Consider the following 15132-nt stretch of genomic DNA (forward strand, 5'->3'; position numbering starts at 1 on the left):
CGGCAGGCCCTAACCAGCCCGAACACAAAAAAACTGATACTCCCTTTAGAAACCTCAACCCCGAGAATTCTGCGCGCCAACGCAGGCCTGCCCTCCTCCCCTTACAAGATAAATAATGCGAAATCGAAGCTTCGGCGGCCTGGGCTGTAGGTCGTTCGCTCTCTCGCACAATATTTGACTACTCCTTGCCTACTGCGCAGATACTCCCTCGATCAAATAGACGTCTGTCTTGGCCGAACGCTGTCGGATTTTTCTCAATTCGGTGTACTCGGCAGAGTTGTACCAGGCTTGAGCTTTTTCTACGCTCGCAAACTCAATGACAACGCGTCGACGTTTTGGCGCCGTACCTTCGAGTGAAATAGTCTTGCCGCCACGTACGATGAAGTGACCTCCGTAGGGTTTGAAGGTTGACTCGACCTGAGCACTGTAAGGCTTCATTCCCTCTGCATCGGTAATCTCAAATTCCGCAACATAATAGGCCGGGGGCGTTGCCGCCTTTGCTTCTGATGCGATCACCAGGTCACTACCTGGCGCAAAAAAAACCAGGCCCGCCACTGCAAACGCTACACCCATCAAGTTTCTCATCACTTCTCTCCATTAAAAATCGGACTGATCGGTCGGTTAGTCCCTGCCAACCAGCCTCCAACATAAAATCGATTATCTTCCGGTATGAGTGCTGAGTTGAACCGGTTCGGTTTGAATCAACACTCTGGACATGAGCAGATCAGATAACTTTTATGAACCATCAGCACGTCGTGAGCAAGGTCATCCTGATTGGCATCGGGGCTGTAAAAGTGCGTCATTGCAGCGCGGTGACGAAACTCCGGGGGCATTGCTGAGCCCCACTCATGGCTTCATCCTGAAAAACCCGGTTATCAGCCGGAGCCCAGTGCCATAGGCTCCAACCTTAAGAGGTCCAACAAAAAATTTTCAAGCAGTGCATTGGCAGTTAGAGCGATGCGCCAGGAAGAAATCATGCGATTGCATCCGGCTTCAGCCATCCGAGCCGTTAATGGAGACGTTGATGAACCCTAGAAAGCCCACTACACCCGACGCTGGAATAGAGCTGTCCCGGCGACAAGTTCTGATCGGTACTGCGGGTACCGCAGTTACAGCAGTATTCGCGAAGGTCGATGATGTTCAAGCGGTTGCCAGGATAGAGTCTGCACCTCAGAGCCCGCCGGGAAGTCATGTAACGTTCACCCTCAACGGCCGCCGATTCGCTCTGGATGTCGACAACCGCACCACTCTTCTGGACGTTCTTCGAGAAAAGCTCCATTTGACCGGCACCAAGAAGGGCTGCGACCACGGCCAGTGCGGCGCCTGTACGGTGATCGTAGAAGGTAGAAGAATCAACTCATGCCTTACGCTTGCGGTGATGCACGAAGGCGACAGCATCACCACCATTGAAGGGCTTGGCACGCCGGACAATCTGCATCCGCTGCAATCTGCCTTCATTAAACATGACGGCTATCAATGCGGTTACTGCACGTCTGGCCAGATTTGCTCGGCAGTTGCAATGCTTGAAGAGATAACGGCCGGAATACCCAGTCACGTAAGCAGCGACTTGATCGCCAAGAGCCCGGTAAGCGCTGCTGAAATCCGGGAACGCATGAGTGGCAATATCTGCCGATGCGGCGCGTACTCCAACATCGTCGATGCCATTTATGAAGTGGCCGGAGGTCAGGCATGAAATCCTTCACTTACGAGCGGGTGACATCTGTTCAACATGCGGTTAACGCCGCCGCCAGTAATCCGGGGTATCGATTCATCGCCGGCGGTACCAACTTGCTAGATCTGATGAAATTGGAAATCGAGACCCCTGCGCACCTGATTGATGTGAACGGGCTGGCGCTCGACAAAATCACGCAGACCGAGGACGGCGGGCTAAGGATCGGCGCGATGGTGCGCAACACAGACCTGGCCGCTGCGCCTCAGGTTCGTCGAGACTACGCCATATTATCTAAAGCGCTGCTCGCGGGAGCATCAGGGCAACTGCGTAACAAAGCCACAACGGCAGGCAATTTATTGCAACGTACCCGGTGCGCTTACTTTTACGATACCAATCAGCCGTGCAACAAGCGGCGCCCGGGTGCTGGCTGTGCCGCGATTGGCGGCGCCAGTCGGCAGCAAGCGATCATCGGCGTCAGCAATGCCTGCATTGCCAGCCATCCCAGTGATATGGCCGTGGCGATGCGCGCATTGGGCGCGTCGGTGGAGACGCTTAACTCGGAAGGCCAGGTCAGGACGATTGCAATCGACGATCTTTACCGTGCTCCCGGAAATACTCCGCATATAGAAAATACTTTAGGTAACGCCGAACTGATTACTGCTGTGACCCTGCCTAAACCTATAGGAGGCAAGCATATCTACTACAAGGTTCGTGACCGTGCGTCCTACGCATTTGCGCTGGTTTCTATCGCAGCGATCGTGCTGCCAGAGCAGGCGGGGCGGCTAGCCCTGGGGGGAGTGGCCTATAAGCCTTGGCGAAGCGAAGATGCCGAAGTGTACTTCCCTGACGGTGCGAAGGCCGTAGCGACACGTTTGCTGGCCGGCGCTAATCCTACCGCGCAGAACGCTTTCAAAATCAAACTGGCAGAACGGACGATTGGTCTTGCTCTTTCCAGTGCGTCTTCTTAAGAAATCACCGGCAGTGCACGGCTGCGGTCGACTGACCAGGAGTAAGCCTCATGAAGTTTGATACGCCTGCGAGCACAAATCCAATCGATCAAATGAAGGTGATTGGTCAATCCAAAGATCGCGTTGAAGGCAGACTGAAAACAACCGGCACGGCAATCTATGCTTACGAACAACAGGCCACTGTCAGCCCCCCTGCTTACGGCTATATAGTAGGTTCTTCAATCAGCAAAGGACGCATCTCCTCCATTGATTTGAGCGAAGCGCACCAAGCCAGCGGCGTCATCGCAATCGTCACCCACGAGAATGCAGGTCAACTGAACAGGGGCGAATTCTACGTTGATCGTGCACTTGCCGGCCCTCAGGTGGACCATTATCACCAGGCAGTAGCAATCGTCGTCGCGCAGACGTTCGAACAAGCCAGGGCCGCTTCGGCTTTGCTGCGTGTCTATTACGTCAGAGAGCCTGGCACCTACGACCTGGCAGCACAGCGAGAGTCTGCCACAACACCCCCGCCGGGTGCATTTGGCCCTCCTCCGCATACCGCCATCGGCGATTTTGAGGGCGCATTCAAGCAGGCAGCGTTCACGCTCGACGGCCACTACACCACCCCGGACCATGCGCACGCGATGATGGAGCCCCACGCGACCATCGCTCAGTGGCAGGGAGAGAAACTGACGTTATGGACGTCTATTCAGCAAATGAACTGGGGCGTCAGAGACCTTGCCAAGACACTGGGTATCCCCAAAGACAACATTCACTTGATCTCGCCTTACATCGGTGGCGGCTTTGGCGGCAAAGGCACCATTTTGTGTGACGCCGTATTGGCGGCTCTTGCGGCTAGAGCCGCCGGGCGGCCGGTTAAAGTCGCACTTCCCCGCCCGCTCATGTTTAACAACCTGACGCACAGGCCCGCGACGATTCAAAGAATACGGCTCGGTGCCAATCCGGACGGCACACTGACTGCCATCGGCCACGAGAGTTGGTCGGGCAACCTGCGCGGTGGTCGCACTGAGGCGGCTACCGCATCGACCCGAACGTTGTATGCGGGCGCGAACCGTATGACACGTTTGTACCTTGCCGAACTCGACCTTGCTGAAGGCAGCGCCATGCGTGCGCCAGGTGAAGCGCCGGGCATGATGGCGCTGGAAATTGCCATGGACGAAATGGCTGAAAAACTGGATATGGATCCCGTGAAGTTTCGCGTTATCAACGACACCCAGGTAGACCCGGAGCAGCCTGACCGCACCTTTTCCAAACGCCAATTGGTCGAATGTCTGAACACTGGAGCTGATCGTTTCGGCTGGGCTCGTCGCAATCCCCTTCCCGGTAAGAAACTGCATGACGGCTGGTGGATAGGAGTCGGAATGGCCTCCGCGATTCGAGGCGCACCCACGACGAAATCTGCGGCCCGCGTCCGGCTTGACCGCAAAGGCCGGGTCACCGTCGAAACAGATATGACCGATATTGGAACCGGCTCATACACGATCATTGCCCAGACTGCTGCTGAGATGATGGGCGTTGAAATGGATAAGGTGAACGTCTATCTGGGGGATTCAAGATTTCCTGAGTCTTCAGGTTCCGGCGGCCAATGGGGTGCAGCCTCATCCACGGCGGGCGTCTATGCTGCCTGCGTGAAACTCAGGGAACTCATCGCTGCGAAGTTGGGCCTTGATCCAACAAAAACAGAATTTATCGCTGGCCACGTTCGTGAAGGTTCGAAAAACCTGCCATTGGAAGAGGCGACAAAGGATGCCGACCTGTCGGCCGAAGACGTCATGGAGTACGGCGACTTGGCAAAGCGGTATGCCCAACAAACCTTTGGCGCTCACTTCGTCGAGGTTGGCGTAAACGCCGCAACAGGGGAAATTCGCATTCGGCGTCAGTTGGCGGTGTGCGCAGCAGGTAGAATCCTCAACCCCAAAACAGCTCGCAGTCAGATCATCGGGGGAATGACCATGGGCGCAGGTGCAGCGCTTATGGAGGAAATGATAGTGGATCATCGTTTGGGTTTTTTTGTTAACCACGATCTGGCGGGCTACGAAGTACCGGTGCATGCCGACATCCCTCATCAGGAGGTCATTTTTCTGGATGAAGTAGACCCCTATGCGACGCCTCTCAAAGCTAAAGGCGTCGGCGAGCTCGGGATTTCCGGCGCAGCAGCGGCAATTGCCAACGCTGTTTACAATGCTACCGGCATCAGGGTTCGCGATTATCCCATCACGCTCGATAAGCTCATAGACCATTTGCCCGCTCTGGGCTGACCTTCCTCACAACTGTATTGGCTTCGGAGCAACAGATGCAGCTAAGCCGCACGAATCTGGCAGATATTGTTTATTTCCTCGCCATCGCTCGGCATCAAAGCTTCAGAAAGGCAGGTCTGGAGGTGGGTATCAGTGCATCAGCGCTGAGCCATGCGATGAAAGGACTTGAGACGCGGCTTGGCGTTCGATTGCTCAATCGCACAACTCGAAGCGTGACCCTGACGGCCGCTGGCGAGGAGTTGCAGGGCCTCATCAGCGCTCCGGTCAATGATATCGGCCAAGCGCTAGAGACTCTGAACCGGCTACGCGATGAGCCCGCCGGGCGCATCCGTCTGAATGTTTTGAGCGACGGCGCAAAACTGCTGTTAGGCCCCGTTCTCCCGGTTTTTATTGATCGCTATCCGGACATAGAGGTCGACCTCACCGTGACCAATAAAATGGTCGATATTATCGGTGACGGTCATGATGCAGGCATTCGTTTTGGTGGGACGGTTCCCGAAGACATGATCGCTCAACGACTCTCTCCCGATGTAGCCTGGGCAGTCGTTGGCGCGCCAGATTACCTTCAGCGATTCGGTACGCCTGAACACCCGGAAGATCTGCACCAACATCGTTGTTTACGCGTGCGCCTGGGTAATGCGCACATCTACCATTGGCAATTCTCGAAAGATGGTCAACAGATTGAGATTGACGTTCCCGGAGCCATCACGATCGATGAAGCACGCGTTGGTGTAACGATGGCGATGCGCGGCGCTGGATTGATGTACGTTCTTGCCTCTGTAGTCGAACGACAGATTAGGGAAGGCTCACTGCAGCGAGTGCTTGAAGACTGGACTCACTACGACCCGGGGTTTCACATCTATTATTCAAGCTTCAGACAGGTTCCTGTAGGCTTGCGCCTGCTCATTGACCTCATCCGCGAACTTGAACCTCTAGGGCCACTCCCATAACGAATCTAGCTAGCTCGCCTGCCGCTTGGTGAAAACATCGCTAAAGACCGGCACTGCCGAAAATGCGTTAGGCCAGCCAGCGTAGAAAGCGAGGTGTGACAGCAGCTCGGATGCCTCGGTCTGCGTCAGGCCATTGTCCATCGCACGATTGAGGTGGTAACCGATCTGAGCAACCTGACCATTGGCCACTAACGCCGTGACCGTGATCAGGCTACGGTCTCTGGGCGCAAGACCAGGTCGCAGCCACAGATCATTGAATAACGCGCTGGTGGTGTACTTCACTAAACTAGGCGAAACCGGGCCAACCGATTTGTCGACACTCGCTACGCGTGCATCTTCGGCGGCCTGATCAATAGGCAGAAAAACGGGCGATACTGGAGCCAATTGATCAGGTGATATGCCGTTCCTGCTAAAGACCTCCTTGGCGATCGGAGCTGCTCCAGCGGCATTGCCCCAACCCGAGTAAAACGCGAGATGGTTGATTGCCTCGGACACCTCCAAAGGGGTCACACCATTCTTCAGCGCTAGGTCGAGGTGATTGGCCAGCTCTGCTGTCTGACCTCGCGCAATCAGCACGGTCACGGTCGCCAGGCTTCGATCACGGGGAGACAATTCTGAACGTTTCCAGACCTCACCAAGGAGTAATGTCTCGGTGTTGTGAGCCATTACCGGTGAAATGGCGCGCATATCGGCTGAAGTGGGCATATGGGAAGTTTCCTTGGTCATTGCCGCTTTGGGGGCGGTGCACGCAGACAAGCATATCGTCAGGCTTGTTACTGCAAACAGGCGAATAATCATAATGAAGCGCCATACTGGGCTTCGGTGACAGGCTCAAGCCACTCGACGCTTTTGCCATCAAGCATCTCTTGAATAGCCATATGCGTCACACCAGTCGTGCTCGTTGCGCCATGCCAGTGCTTGACGCCGGGGGCCGTCCATATCACGTCTCCAGGCTTGATAACCTGTTTGTCGGCACCCTCTTGTTGAACCCATCCAGTACCCGCTGTGACCACCAGCATTTGTCCCAGCGGGTGCGCGTGCCAATTGGATCGCGCGCCTAGCTGAAAGGTTACATAACCTGCAGAGACCTTCGACGGTGTTCGTGCTGCAAAGAGAGGATCTATTCGTGCGTTGCCCACGAAATGAGCGGGTGCGCCTATTATTGATGCCTGCTCGCCATTTCTAACGATCGTCATGGTTTGCGCAGAGGTGCCATCAGTAGCGTGGGCGTCGAATGCGATGGTTGCCAACAGACCGATTACAGGCATGGCTGCTCTTTGACGCATCGGTAGCTCCTTGCTGAGTGAATAGAGTTGCGACCAACCTAATTCATGTCTCTGCATTCAACTACCGGCGTTTTGATTCATGCACCGATGAGCAGCGCTCAATAATGCGCATCTGCTGAGGAAGAACTGTCCCTTTGGGCAGTTCTTCCTCTGGGCTCATTCACGCTTATTCATAATCTCGAACATGGCGTCTCCCATCTGGCGGGTTTTAACGGAAACGCCAACCAGAATCTCATCTTTACCCGCCACGAGCTGCTCAATGGTTTCATTGGCAAAGTCATCGGCTGACACCATCATTTGTCTTGCTGTGCCCGCACTACGAGTACCGCCACCGAGTCCGGTATCGACCAATGGCGGAGCAATTTCAATGACGCGGATATTAGAAGATTTCAGTTGGTGCCTCAGGCTCAGCGTAAAGGAGTGAATAGCTGCCTTGGTTGCGCAATACACCGGCACGTCAGCCATAGGCGAGAATGCTAGGCCAGAGCTGACGTTTATAATGTAAGCTTTTTCTTGCTGCTTCAGGCTTGGCAGCAGCTCCGCAATCAGGTGGACAGGTGCCGTGAAGTTAACAGCGACTTCTGTATCGAGCGTATCCATATTCGGGTCGCTGTTGAAATCACGTTGGTGTTGAACACCTGCATTGTTGATCACAACGTTGAGGCTTGGGTGGTTGCCCTTCAGCCATCTCACCAGCGCACGACGACTGTCCGTATCGGTCACATCGCAAGCATGTGTGATCAACGTTGAAACATCGTTTTTAGCGCGATCCAACATGGCCTCATTGCGGCCACAAATGATCACATCATTGTTTTCAGCGAGGCGCTTGGCGAGAGAGAAACCGATGCCGGTGGCACCGCCTGTGATCAGAATGGTATTGCCATTGAGTTTCATGAGGGCTTCCTACTTTTAGTAAGAAGGTGCGCTGCACAAAGAGAGGAATCCGCAGACACACCTTCACAACCGGCAAGCCGGGCAAGGTGTCGCGGATACCCTTTCGGGAAGAGTTGACGTTCCAGTGGACGCTGGCCGGGCTACCATCCGGCCTGCACTCTTTCGACAGGCAATTTTTAACAAGCTTTCGTGCGGATCACAACCCGTTTCGCAGCCACTGGCGAAATATCAACGATCAGGAAGATGGGGCTGGATTTTCTCAAGCTTGATCCGCTCGTTCAGGGTCACTCGCCTGCGTTGGTATCTGGCTGTTCGGCGCCTGGCTTTGGAGGATCTTTGGAAGTTCGGCTGCCAGCAAATCGATAACCAGGCGCGATCGTAATGGAAGGTGCTGAGCGTCAGGCCACACGACGTTACACTCCATCTCTGCACGAGGTCGGTCACCCCACATCTCGATTAGCTCACCGCGTTGAATACGTGCGCGGACCAACCAGTACGGAAGCCACGCAATCCCCATGTCTGCGACGGCCGCCTCGGCGACCATTTCGAGATCATCCAAACGCACGCGGGGAGACACGGAAACCTCGACCAATGCACCATTTGCCTCGGGAAGCCGCCAGGGAAGCGCCTGACCGTTGCGGCAGTAAGGCAGTAGTTCATGGCTCGACAGATCTGCCACTGACTCCGGAGTACCACGCTGATCAAGGTATGAAGGGGATGCACACAGTAGCTTGGGCTGGCTGACCAATCGGCGCGCACGCAGAGTGGCCCCATTACCAAGGGCGCCACTGCGCACTGCCAGGTCGAACCCGTCAGATACTAGATCTATCTGACGATCACTAAAGCTGAGTTCGAGCTCCAGCCCGGGGTGGTCACGAGCAAACTTCAGCAAAATCGGCGCAACGCAGTACCGCCCAAACAGCACTGGAAGCGACACTCTTAACTTGCCGACAACCTCCCGACGGCCTGTCTCCAGCATGATCTCGCCGGCACGCAATTCATCTATGGCTCGAAGGCACCGCTCGTAATACTGTTGGCCATCTTCGGTAATGCATTGCGTCCTTGTGGTGCGCTTGAAAAGCTGGACACCCAAGCGCTCCTCCAGGCGCGCAATTGATTTTCCGACGGCTGATCGTGTCAGCGACAACCGATCGCCAGCTTTGGCAAATCCACCGGCTTCGACAACCTCAACAAATAGCTGAACACCATCGAACATATCCCGCATCGCCCACCCTCACCCCGACTCGAACTGTAGAATTTTTGGAACCACTGATGAGAAAAACAGCCGCCAATGGTTATTAAAACTCTACTTTATAGTAACTGAAGACGAGCGAAACATGGGTTTTGATAGAGACGCGCCGCCGGTGCGCTTGTCGGGCTGTGCGTGTCGTGCGAGCAAGGGCGGCAGATGATTATTACAATTGTGTATGACAGCGGTTATGGACATACCCAACGCGTGGCGGAGTGCATTGCTCAAGGCGCGATGGAAGTAGAAGGGAGTGATGTCAAGGCCATGCCTGTCGGCGATGGCTTCACCGACTGGGAGCGTCTCGAAAAAAGTGATGCAATTATCTTTGGCTCTCCGACTTACAACGGCCTTATCAGCGCAAAGCTGAAACAGTTTTTCGAAGACTCCACCAAAACAGCATGGGCGCAACAGACGTGGCGTAACAAGATCGCCGCCGGCTTTACAAACTCTGGTGCCCAGCATGGGGACAAACTCAACTCTTTGGTATCGATGGCTCTGTTTGCCGCGCAGCACGGGATGATCTGGGTTGGACTCGACCTCATGCCAGGCAATAGCAGCAGCACAGGCTCCGATTCCGACTTGAATAGGCTAGGGAGTTGGTTGGGCGTGATGACCCAGGCCAATACAGACGAGCCACCCGAACTCTCTCCACCCGACAGCGACCTGCGTACGGCCAAATACTTCGGGCAACGTGTTGCGCAAATCGCCGCTCGATTTCTACCCGCTTGATTCCTCCCTATCGCTAAAGGAAAAAGATCATGAAATTACTCTGTCTAGACGTTCCCCAGCCTGGGGTCACCTTGGCTCACTATGCGCCCTATATGAAAGACGAAGTCCGTCACAGTTGGGAGCTTTACAAGAACGGTGCTATCCGTGACATCTATTTCCGCCAGGATCGACCAGGGGTTGCGATCATTGCCGAATTTGAAACCATCGAGGCAGCCAAGGCTGCGCTCGCCGAGTTTCCTCTTGTGCTCGCTGGTTTGATTGACTGGGAAGTGATACCGCTGGGCCCGTTCACGAATTGGGAAACGTTGTTCGCCCCGACACTCGATTGATTGCCTACCGAACAGGATTATCAACATGAACGTATTGGGCTTCGCAGCTCACTCGGCCACCGCTTCGCTTGAGCCGTTTTCCTTTGAAAGACGCGCCCCGCGAGAAGACGATGTTGTCATCGACATTTTATATTGCGGCGTGTGCCACACCGACTTGCATCTGGCACGCGATCATGGCGGCTATACAACCTATCCCATCGTCCCAGGTCACGAAATAATTGGTCGTATACGGCAAGTCGGCGCGCAGGTAACGCGCTTTCGCACCGATCAGTTGGTCGGCGTTGGATGCATGGTCGACTCGTGCCAACAATGCCAGCACTGCCAGCACGGGTGGGAACAGAATTGCCTGAAGCGATCTACCTTCACTTACAACAGTAAAGACAGACGCGACGGTAGCGTGACCTTTGGAGGCTATTCGCAAACCATCGTAGTACGGGAGGAGTTCGTGCTCTCCCTTCCCGTCGGCCTTGACCCTGCCGGGGCGGCACCACTGCTTTGTGCTGGCGTCACCACGTGGTCACCGCTGCTGCATTGGGGTGTCGGTGCTGGCAGCAAGGTCGCTGTCATTGGCCTTGGCGGTCTCGGTCATATGGCATTGAAGCTGGCAAAAGCATTGGGTGCAGATGTCAGCCTGTTCACACGGTCTGAGGGGAAATCGGAAGATGCACTTCGACTGGGCGCCGACCATGTGGTGATATCGAGCGATTCGCAACAGATGAGCGCTGTGAACGGCCAATTCGATGTGATCATCGATACCGTGCCTTACGATCACGACATCAATCCTTACGTGCCTACACTCGCGCTGGAAGGTGTGCTGGTTCTAGTGGGTTACATGGGGCCACTTTCTACACCGGTAAACGCGGGCCTGCTGGTAAGCGGTCGAAAGGCTGTCACAGGTTCCTTCATCGGAGGGATAAAAGAAACCCAGCAAATGCTCGATTTCTGCGGTGAAAAAGGCATCGTCTCCGACGTCGAAATAATCTCGATTCAAGAGATAAATGAGGCCTACGACAGGATGTCGAGGAGCGACGTCAAATATCGCTTCGTCATCGACATGGCTTCCTTGAGCGCTTGAGAAACATGCACCTGGGTAATGCCACGCGCATACCCAGGCAGCCTGGATAGGGTGCGGTCAACGGAAGCCGCACCGTCAGGTCAAAGGTTTAATGGCTTCGTCGCAATCGCCACAACGTTTACATCAATCAGCTCCAGAGACTGGACGATACCTCCGACCGTCGTTTTGTAGCGCCGGAACGACTCGGTCTCTAGATGTGACTGATAGGCTTGATCATCGCGATAAATCTCGACAACGAAGAAACTACCCGGCAGATCGCGTCGCTCCAATGCGTAAAAGGCCAGAACGCCCGGCTCTTGGGTGACCGACTCTTCTACAATATGCTTTGAAGCATCCCGGTACTGCTCCAACTGATTGGGATCTACCTGAATTTGCGCAATACGAATAAGCGGCGTCCGTCTTTTGTTGCCAGGACCCGCTTGAGACATTGGTTCTGTGGCATACGATTTGTCAGGCATTTTGAACCTCGATGATTTCGGGCGCTGGTTTGCACTTGGACAATTCCGGATTCAAATCCTGAATAACCTCTCGGCATTGCCGTGGGCAATCAACGCTTTCTCGGCGTCATTGATTGGCAGGTTTTCAATAAATGTTCGCGCCCCGTCCAGGCTCTGATACGGATAGTCGATGGAATACAGGATGCGCTCTGCTCCCATTAGCGAATAAATAAACTGAAAATGTGGGGCGGTCAGCATTCCGCTCGGCGAAACATAGACATGTTCACGATAGGTCTGGACGATAGGCCGGCGAAGACCCGACGCTTCCTGCGGAATCGAATCCTCAAGTCGCTGCAGGAAAAAGGGCACCATTTCCCCCCAATGCCCACTGATCACTTGCAGTGAGGGATAGCGATCAAATACCCCCGCCAAGAGCATACGCACTACCTGGATTCCCGCTTCGTTATGCCAGCCCCATGCAAACATGGATAGCCGAGCACTCAGTTCATGATCGAAGCCACCATAGTAAGGGGCTTGTACGGCAGGCAGAGGTAAACCTGGATGCACATACAACGCAACATTCAGCTCATTCAAAGCATTCAGTATCGGGGAATATTGCGCGTCGTCCAGAAAGGTATCGCCAGGGCGGCCGTTAATCAAAGCGCCCTTCAGGCCCAACTGCGTAACTGCCCTATCCAACTCGATAGCTGCCGCCTCCGGAACTTGCCACGGCAGAGTGGCAAACCCTGAAAAACGAGCGGGATAGGCATGTGCCGCTTCGGCCAGTCTATCGTTCGCTGCGCGGCACAAATCGACGGCTTTCTCCGCTGAAAGCATTTGAGGGAAACCACCATAGGAGAGCACTTGCATACTGATGCCTGCAGCGTCCATATCAGCAAGCCGTGATGTACCTAGGTCCAGGCCTTTGCGAGCTGATTCAGCAGGAGCAATGACATGCGGTCTACTCGTATCAGTCCTCGCCCTTACGCCATCTACAACACGGCTGCCCCAGCCTGAAAGGTAAGGAGCTTCCATACCCACAAGCGCTTGACCTGCCGCACCCATAGCGGGATCCAGAACGTGTTCTTCGACACAAATCAGTTTCATGTGTACCGTCCTCTGTTGCCATTGATGCTTATGACGCCAGCAATGCGTCTCTGAGGGCTTCTCCCAGGCTTGCAGCAGACTGCGGGTTCTGACCGGTGATAAGTCGACCATCCACAACTACGTTATCTGCCCAGTTGGGAGCACTTTGATGAAGCGCACCTCGCGAAGTCAGCGTGGCAGTCAGCAAGAAAGGTACGACGTGAGTGGACTGCACCTCATCTTCCTCGGCGTCAGTAAATGCAGCCAGGCGTTTGCCTGCCACCAGCAAGGTGCCGTCTGCGCGACGCGCGTTTACCAAAGCCGCCGGGCCATGGCACACCGCAGAAACAATACCGCCCGCCTCGTCAATCTCGCGTATGACTTTTTGTATCGTCAGGTTGTCGGGGAAATCCCACATGGTGCCGTGTCCGCCGGCGAAAAAGACGGCGCAGTAGCGCGAAGGATCTACGTCTTCGATACTCAAGGTATTGGCCAGTGCATGCCGAAAATCACTGTCAGCCCAGTATCGAGCAATTACCGGATCAGCCATATCCTCCATGCCGTCCAGAGGCGCGGTGCCTCCCGATACCGACGCAAGTTCAACGCTGATACCTGCTGCCTGTAGCTTCTCCAATGGGTGAGTGACCTCAGCCAAATTGAACCCGGTAGGAATACCAGTGGTGCCCTTCACCGAATTACTGGTGACCACAAAAAGTACCGGTTTGAGATATGTCGTTTGCTGGGTCATATCCTTAAAGCCTCAAGATAATGATTTGAACACTCTGTCCGCTGGGTACTGCGGACTAACACTCCCACTATCTTAATGTGGAAACAACGACGACATTGAATAATAATAATCCCGTCTGTGTATCCTGTAGGGAATCAATAGTATTGTTAATGCGGCTGAAATGTTGGATGTAAAAACCTCGACCGAAAGGCGGCACAGACATCGGCGTAGATACAACTTACTTTCTCTGCGCGTTAACCAGCGTGTTGCCTACTGCATAGACTGTACAAGGCAACCCTTTTTTTGCGAGTGCCATCTTCTCGCAGCGAGTTAGCGCTTTTTTGCCTGCTTGATCCTGACTGCGATGACCCCCGCTCCAGGCCCAGACACCTGCTCCATTGGTCGCGAAAGCTTTTTCATACACCTGGCTGTTCAGATATTTTTGAAAAGACGCTTTCCCTGATGTGGCCAAGCCCCCGGGCGGTTCCAGATCCGAGACAGGTGCAGAAATGATCTCATCACTCGGCAGCCTGTTCTTATCCAGAAAATCAGCCACCCTGCCCCACCATATTTCTTCAGGCGCCCATTCAAAGAACGTGTGACCATCCTCACCAAATGCCGGAGCCTGGAAAAACTCCCCACGTCCTCCATGATCGATGTAGCTTGCAAAAAACTCTTCGCCGAGTGGCAGTGGAAATACTTTATCGTTGGTGGCGTACATCCATAAGGTAGGCAGTCGCGAGAGGCTCCCGTAAGTTTTAATAGCCGTTAGAAGTTGCTCCTTGCCGCAAACATTGCCGTCTCCCTTGGCCCCGCGCCCACCGTCGAAATTTATTATCGCCCGTACGCCCGGTGGGTTGGACGCGCCCGCCGCCAGCACCGAGAATCCTCCGGACGATACGCCAATCAATACGGCCTCATCCGGTAACGACCATGATGCCCGCTGAATGGCTTGCAATGCTGCAATGAGATCATCAGCTGCAATCCTGCCGGCCCTGGCATGATGGGGACTGAGGCATGTTCCATCACGCTTTTCGCTGACACCTGACGATTGTCCATATCCCTGACGCATTACCACTACCGCAGCATAACCATGACGGGCAAATACGGTCGCCGCGGACGAAAAAAGATTGGGGCTTTTGGTGCGGTCGCTCGAATCACCGTTAGTGCCATGAGTGATCAGAGCAACTGGCCAGCGCCCGGGCCTCTCCGGTCGTGTGACAAAAGCATCGAGAAGCGCACTTGAACCATCGGGCAAGCGGACGCTGAGCAGCAAAGGCTCCCTGATCAAACCATCAATGTGCGCATTGGCTATTAATGATAACGCTTCCCCTTGTTGCACTTCATTCACCAGGAGGAAAGTTCCGACGCCAGCCGCCAATACCAGTAACAGCAAAGCGATCGATGCATTTTTCAACGCCATGCCAGAATCTCCCCGCAGAATGCGCGCCTCACTGGCGCACTATGCC

Annotated in this window: 16 protein-coding genes; 7 read left to right on the forward strand and 9 right to left on the reverse strand. The window is 54.6% G+C overall.

Annotation, left to right across the window (positions count from 1 at the left end; translation table 11 throughout):
• Positions 1-189: 189 nt before the first annotated feature.
• Positions 190-585 (reverse strand): DUF1330 domain-containing protein, encoded by a 396-nt coding sequence (locus AO068_RS18730; protein WP_058409123.1) that lies wholly within the window; start codon positions 583-585, stop codon positions 190-192.
• 439 nt (positions 586-1024) lie between these two features.
• On the opposite strand from AO068_RS18730, the gene paoA reads away from it, so the two are divergent.
• Genes paoA through AO068_RS18750 form a run of 4 tightly spaced genes read left to right on the forward strand, consistent with a single transcriptional unit; the run spans position 1025 to position 5851 of the window.
• Entirely contained in the window at positions 1025-1693 is a 669-nt protein-coding gene (gene paoA / locus AO068_RS18735; RefSeq protein ID WP_058409124.1) for an aldehyde dehydrogenase iron-sulfur subunit PaoA, read from the forward strand.
• Positions 1690-2640, forward strand: coding sequence for an FAD binding domain-containing protein (locus AO068_RS18740; RefSeq protein WP_058409125.1), 951 nt, complete (start codon positions 1690-1692; stop codon positions 2638-2640). Before paoA ends, AO068_RS18740 begins: the two co-directional genes overlap by 4 nt.
• 50 nt (positions 2641-2690) lie before the next feature.
• The gene (paoC, locus tag AO068_RS18745) at positions 2691-4901 is read left to right on the forward strand and encodes an aldehyde oxidoreductase molybdenum-binding subunit PaoC (protein ID WP_058409126.1); all 2211 of its coding nucleotides are present in this window, start codon (positions 2691-2693) and stop codon (positions 4899-4901) included.
• Between the two features lie 35 nt (positions 4902-4936).
• The gene (locus AO068_RS18750) at positions 4937-5851 is read left to right on the forward strand and encodes a LysR family transcriptional regulator (RefSeq protein ID WP_058409127.1); all 915 of its coding nucleotides are present in this window, start codon (positions 4937-4939) and stop codon (positions 5849-5851) included.
• A gap of 9 nt (positions 5852-5860) precedes the next feature.
• Here AO068_RS18750 and AO068_RS18755 read toward each other — a convergent pair whose 3' ends face one another.
• From AO068_RS18755 to AO068_RS18770, 4 genes are all read right to left on the reverse strand, one after another.
• The gene (locus tag AO068_RS18755) at positions 5861-6649 is read right to left on the reverse strand and encodes a carboxymuconolactone decarboxylase family protein (protein WP_058409128.1); all 789 of its coding nucleotides are present in this window, start codon (positions 6647-6649) and stop codon (positions 5861-5863) included.
• On the reverse strand, positions 6646-7137 hold the full coding sequence (locus tag AO068_RS18760; protein ID WP_177342385.1) for a (R)-mandelonitrile lyase: 492 nt from the start codon (positions 7135-7137) through the stop codon (positions 6646-6648). Before AO068_RS18760 ends, AO068_RS18755 begins: the two co-directional genes overlap by 4 nt.
• 156 nt (positions 7138-7293) lie before the next feature.
• Complete coding sequence (locus AO068_RS18765; RefSeq protein ID WP_058409129.1) at positions 7294-8031, reverse strand: SDR family oxidoreductase; 738 nt, start codon at positions 8029-8031, stop codon at positions 7294-7296.
• Positions 8032-8290: 259 nt separating this feature from the next.
• A complete protein-coding gene (locus AO068_RS18770; protein ID WP_227449415.1) occupies positions 8291-9247 on the reverse strand; it encodes a LysR family transcriptional regulator in 957 nt (318 codons plus the stop codon).
• Positions 9248-9439: 192 nt separating this feature from the next.
• Here AO068_RS18770 and AO068_RS18775 point away from each other — a divergent pair, with 192 nt between their 5' ends.
• The 3 genes from AO068_RS18775 to AO068_RS18785 are packed head-to-tail and all read left to right on the forward strand — an operon-like array spanning position 9440 to position 11413.
• Complete coding sequence (locus tag AO068_RS18775) at positions 9440-10009, forward strand: flavodoxin family protein (RefSeq protein ID WP_058409130.1); 570 nt, start codon at positions 9440-9442, stop codon at positions 10007-10009.
• 29 nt (positions 10010-10038) lie between these two features.
• Positions 10039-10338 carry a hypothetical protein gene (locus tag AO068_RS18780; protein WP_058409131.1) on the forward strand — a complete coding sequence of 100 codons (300 nt, stop codon included), beginning with the start codon at positions 10039-10041 and terminating at the stop codon, positions 10336-10338.
• A 25-nt stretch (positions 10339-10363) separates the two neighbouring features.
• Entirely contained in the window at positions 10364-11413 is a 1050-nt protein-coding gene (locus AO068_RS18785; protein ID WP_058409132.1) for an NAD(P)-dependent alcohol dehydrogenase, read from the forward strand.
• An 80-nt stretch (positions 11414-11493) separates the two neighbouring features.
• On the opposite strand, the gene AO068_RS18790 is transcribed toward AO068_RS18785, so the two are convergent.
• The 4 genes from AO068_RS18790 to AO068_RS18805 form a co-directional block, all read right to left on the reverse strand.
• Positions 11494-11871 carry a putative quinol monooxygenase gene (locus AO068_RS18790; RefSeq protein ID WP_058409133.1) on the reverse strand — a complete coding sequence of 126 codons (378 nt, stop codon included), beginning with the start codon at positions 11869-11871 and terminating at the stop codon, positions 11494-11496.
• A 51-nt stretch (positions 11872-11922) separates the two neighbouring features.
• Positions 11923-12957, reverse strand: a complete 1035-nt coding sequence (locus AO068_RS18795) for an amidohydrolase family protein (RefSeq protein WP_058409134.1) — start codon at positions 12955-12957, stop codon at positions 11923-11925.
• Between the two features lie 28 nt (positions 12958-12985).
• Positions 12986-13684, reverse strand: a complete 699-nt coding sequence (locus AO068_RS18800) for a type 1 glutamine amidotransferase domain-containing protein (protein ID WP_058409135.1) — start codon at positions 13682-13684, stop codon at positions 12986-12988.
• 217 nt (positions 13685-13901) lie between these two features.
• Positions 13902-15086, reverse strand: coding sequence for a dienelactone hydrolase family protein (locus tag AO068_RS18805; protein WP_058409136.1), 1185 nt, complete (start codon positions 15084-15086; stop codon positions 13902-13904).
• Positions 15087-15132 lie beyond the last annotated feature (46 nt).

The sequence above is a fragment of the Pseudomonas sp. ICMP 3272 genome (assembly GCF_001466905.1).
Lineage (GTDB): Bacteria > Pseudomonadota > Gammaproteobacteria > Pseudomonadales > Pseudomonadaceae > Aquipseudomonas > Aquipseudomonas amygdali.

What these genes read in the sequence shown, in the direction of transcription:
- AO068_RS18730 (WP_058409123.1), bottom strand. Translation starts at nt 585, where the DNA reads ATGAGAAACTTGATGGGTGTAGCGTTTGCAGTGGCGGGCCTGGTTTTT.
- paoA (WP_058409124.1), top strand. Translation starts at nt 1,025, where the DNA reads ATGAACCCTAGAAAGCCCACTACACCCGACGCTGGAATAGAGCTGTCC.
- AO068_RS18740 (WP_058409125.1), top strand. Translation starts at nt 1,690, where the DNA reads ATGAAATCCTTCACTTACGAGCGGGTGACATCTGTTCAACATGCGGTT.
- paoC (WP_058409126.1), top strand. Translation starts at nt 2,691, where the DNA reads ATGAAGTTTGATACGCCTGCGAGCACAAATCCAATCGATCAAATGAAG.
- AO068_RS18750 (WP_058409127.1), top strand. Translation starts at nt 4,937, where the DNA reads ATGCAGCTAAGCCGCACGAATCTGGCAGATATTGTTTATTTCCTCGCC.
- AO068_RS18755 (WP_058409128.1), bottom strand. Translation starts at nt 6,649, where the DNA reads ATGATTATTCGCCTGTTTGCAGTAACAAGCCTGACGATATGCTTGTCT.
- AO068_RS18760 (WP_177342385.1), bottom strand. Translation starts at nt 7,137, where the DNA reads ATGCGTCAAAGAGCAGCCATGCCTGTAATCGGTCTGTTGGCAACCATC.
- AO068_RS18765 (WP_058409129.1), bottom strand. Translation starts at nt 8,031, where the DNA reads ATGAAACTCAATGGCAATACCATTCTGATCACAGGCGGTGCCACCGGC.
- AO068_RS18770 (WP_227449415.1), bottom strand. Translation starts at nt 9,247, where the DNA reads ATGTTCGATGGTGTTCAGCTATTTGTTGAGGTTGTCGAAGCCGGTGGA.
- AO068_RS18775 (WP_058409130.1), top strand. Translation starts at nt 9,440, where the DNA reads ATGATTATTACAATTGTGTATGACAGCGGTTATGGACATACCCAACGC.
- AO068_RS18780 (WP_058409131.1), top strand. Translation starts at nt 10,039, where the DNA reads ATGAAATTACTCTGTCTAGACGTTCCCCAGCCTGGGGTCACCTTGGCT.
- AO068_RS18785 (WP_058409132.1), top strand. Translation starts at nt 10,364, where the DNA reads ATGAACGTATTGGGCTTCGCAGCTCACTCGGCCACCGCTTCGCTTGAG.
- AO068_RS18790 (WP_058409133.1), bottom strand. Translation starts at nt 11,871, where the DNA reads ATGCCTGACAAATCGTATGCCACAGAACCAATGTCTCAAGCGGGTCCT.
- AO068_RS18795 (WP_058409134.1), bottom strand. Translation starts at nt 12,957, where the DNA reads ATGAAACTGATTTGTGTCGAAGAACACGTTCTGGATCCCGCTATGGGT.
- AO068_RS18800 (WP_058409135.1), bottom strand. Translation starts at nt 13,684, where the DNA reads ATGACCCAGCAAACGACATATCTCAAACCGGTACTTTTTGTGGTCACC.
- AO068_RS18805 (WP_058409136.1), bottom strand. Translation starts at nt 15,086, where the DNA reads ATGGCGTTGAAAAATGCATCGATCGCTTTGCTGTTACTGGTATTGGCG.